The sequence below is a fragment of the Duganella vulcania genome (genome assembly GCF_009857655.1).
Taxonomy (GTDB): Bacteria; Pseudomonadota; Gammaproteobacteria; order Burkholderiales; family Burkholderiaceae_D; genus Rugamonas; species Rugamonas vulcania.
The window spans coordinates 1-2,808 of the sequence record NZ_WWCX01000209.1 but is presented as its reverse complement, the minus strand read 5'-3'; the positions used below and the strand labels follow the sequence as shown (position 1 = coordinate 2,808).

Genomic DNA, 2,808 nt, shown 5'->3' with positions numbered 1-2,808 from the left:
GCCGCGGTGGAGGCCGCGTTGCTGCCGCCGCCGGCCGCGGCCATGGCGGCCGAGCTGCCCAAGGCGCGCGCGGTGATGGAGGAGCGCTTCAACGTGTCGTTCAACCAGGTGCCGGTGCAGCAGTTCTACAATTCCATCGTGGCCGGCACGCGCTACAACATGCTGATCCACCCCGACGTCAGCGGCACCGTCACCGCCAACCTGAAGGACGTGACGCTGTTCGAGGCGCTTGACGCGGTGCGCGAGATGTATGGCTACGATTACAAGGTGGAGGGCACGCGCATCTACATCCGTCCGCTGACGATGCAGACCCGTATCTTCCAGGTCAACTACCTGAACTCCACGCGCAAGGGCACGTCCAATGTGCGGGTGTCGTCGACGTCGGTGAACACGGTGGGCACGGTGGTGTCCGGCCAGAGCGGCAACGCCGGCAGCGGCAGCAACGGCCAGAACAACCAGCCGCAGCAGCCGGGACAGAACAACCAGCAGTATGCGCTGGAAGACTCCAGCAACGTCAAGACTTCGTCCGCCGCCGATTTCTGGACCGAGCTCAAGGAAGCCTTGGTGGCCCTGGTCGGCGGTGCCGGCGACGGCCGCAGCGTGGTGATCAGTCCGCAATCGGGCGTCATCGTGGTGCGCGCCTTGCCTGAGCAGTTGCGCAATGTGGACCAGTATCTGAAGGCGACCCGCCTGGCCGTTGAACGCCAGGTGATCCTGGAGGCCAAGATCCTCGAGGTCCAGTTGAACAGCGGCTTCCAGAGCGGCATCAACTGGGCCAGCTTCGCCTCGTTCGGTGGCGGCGGCAGCAACCGCTTGTCCGGCGGCTTCATCGCGCCGGGTACCGGACTGGCGCCGTTGCCGGCCAACGGCGGCCAGCCGGCGGTCATCACCAGCGGCGGCACGGCGGGGATCTCGGCCAGCGCCGGCTTCTCGCTGGCCAGCGCCGCCAACAACGCCGGCTCGCTGTTCGGCCTGGCCTTCCAGACCAGTAATTTCGCCGCCATGATTTCCTTCCTGGAGTCGCAGGGCTCGGTGCACGTGCTGTCCAGCCCGCGCATCGCGACCATGAACAACCAGAAGGCGGTGCTCAAGATCGGTACCGACGAGTTCTATGTGACCGGCGTCAGCACCACGACCAACTCCAACGTCAGCGGCAACACCACCAGTCCCAGCGTGACCTTGCAGCCGTTCTTCTCCGGCGTGGTGCTGGACGTGACGCCGCAGATCGACGACGAAGGCAACATCATGCTGCACGTGCATCCGTCGGTGAGCCAGGTGACGACGGTGAACAAGACCGTCGACCTGGGCGGCACCAACACGCTGAAGCTGCCGCTGGCGGCGTCGAGCACGTCGGAGATGGACAGCATGGTGCGCGGGCAGGACGGCCGCATCGTCGCCATCGGCGGCCTGATGCGCCAATCCAGCACCGACGACAACAGCCAGGCGCCCGGCATCGGCAGCCTGCCGGTGGTCGGCGCCCTGTTCCGCAACACCGAGCGCAGCACGCAGAAGCGCGAGCTGGTGGTGTTGATCAAGCCTACCATTGTCGACGGCGCGTCCAGCTATGCGCAGGACCTGGACGATGCCAGCCGCCGGGTCCAGCAGCTGGCGCCGCCTGTCGGAGGACGCAAATAAATGTACCAGGCCCACTTCGGCTTGGGCGAGATGCCCTTCGGGATCACGCCTGACACCAGCTTCTTCTTCACCAGCCCGCATTCGCAGCAGGCGCTCAACACGCTGCTGGTGGCGGCGCGCAGCGGCGAGGGCTTCATCAAGATCACCGGCGAGGTCGGCACCGGCAAGACGCTGTTGTGCCGCAAGTTCATGGCGACGCTGGGCGAAGGCTTCGTCACGGCCTACATTCCCAATCCCTACCTGGAGCCGCGCACGCTGATGCTGGCCTTGGCCGACGAGCTGGAACTGCCGTTGCAGCGCGACGTGGACCAGCATCAGTTGCTCAAGTCGCTCACGCAGCGCCTGATGGACCTGGCGCGCGAGGGCAAGCAGGTGGTGATGTGCCTGGACGAGGCGCAGGCGATTCCGCTGGAGAGCCTGGAGGCCTTGCGCCTGCTGACCAACCTGGAGACCGAGAAGCGCAAGCTGCTGCAGATCGTGCTGTTCGGGCAGCCGGAATTGAACCAGCACTTGCAGACCAATTCGATCCGCCAGCTGGCGCAGCGCATCACCTTCCACTACCACCTGGGGCCGCTCAGCCGCGACGACATGGAATATTATCTGGCCCATCGCCTGCGCGTGGCGGGTTATGGCGGCAGCCGCCTGTTCAGCCGGGGCGCCATCGGACGCCTGTTCAAGGCCAGCGGCGGCATTCCGCGGCTGGTGAACATTATGGCAAACAAGTCCTTGATGCTATGCTTCGGCGAAGGCAAGCAGCAAGTGACGCGCCGTCATGTGGACATGGCGGCGGACGATACCGTGCAGTCGAAGGCGGGCTTGCGTTGGCAGTGGCTGATGGCCGGCGTCAGTTTGCTGATCGCCGCGTGCGGCCTGACTTGGGCGTTGACGAAATGAGTCTGATCAATAAAATGTTGCAGGACCTCGATGCGCGCGGCGGAGCCGGCGATGACGCCTTGCGCCAGCAGCAGTTGCACGGCGTGGGCGGACAGGCGCGCGACAGGCGGCCGCTGGTGATCGGCGGCGCGCTGGTGTTGACGGCGGTGGTGGTGGGCGGCGGATGGTTCGGCTGGCAGTATAGTCAAAGCCATCGCGCGGCGCAGCCACAAGCGCCTGCGTTGGCGGCGGCGCCGGTCAAGGCCCCGCAAGTAGCGGCCGCACCGGCGCCTGTGCCGG

Annotated in this window: 2 protein-coding genes and 1 pseudogene; all 3 read left to right on the top strand. The window is 66.0% G+C overall.

The window, feature by feature from the left end; genetic code table 11:
- Positions 1–1,635: pilus (MSHA type) biogenesis protein MshL (mshL, locus tag GTP90_RS35305; RefSeq protein WP_161087871.1), on the top strand; the 1,635-nt coding region annotated here is incomplete at its 5' end.
- The gene (locus GTP90_RS35300; RefSeq protein WP_161087870.1) at positions 1,636–2,529 is read left to right on the top strand and encodes an ExeA family protein; all 894 of its coding nucleotides are present in this window, start codon (positions 1,636–1,638) and stop codon (positions 2,527–2,529) included.
- Positions 2,526–2,808 (top strand): annotated as a pseudogene (locus GTP90_RS35295) (tetratricopeptide repeat protein); the annotation flags it as partial. The gene GTP90_RS35300 and the pseudogene GTP90_RS35295, both read left to right, overlap by 4 nt.

Bases quoted from the DNA above. Each gene is read 5' to 3' on its own strand.
- GTP90_RS35300 (WP_161087870.1), top strand. From the start codon at position 1,636: ATGTACCAGGCCCACTTCGGCTTGGGCGAGATGCCCTTCGGGATCACG.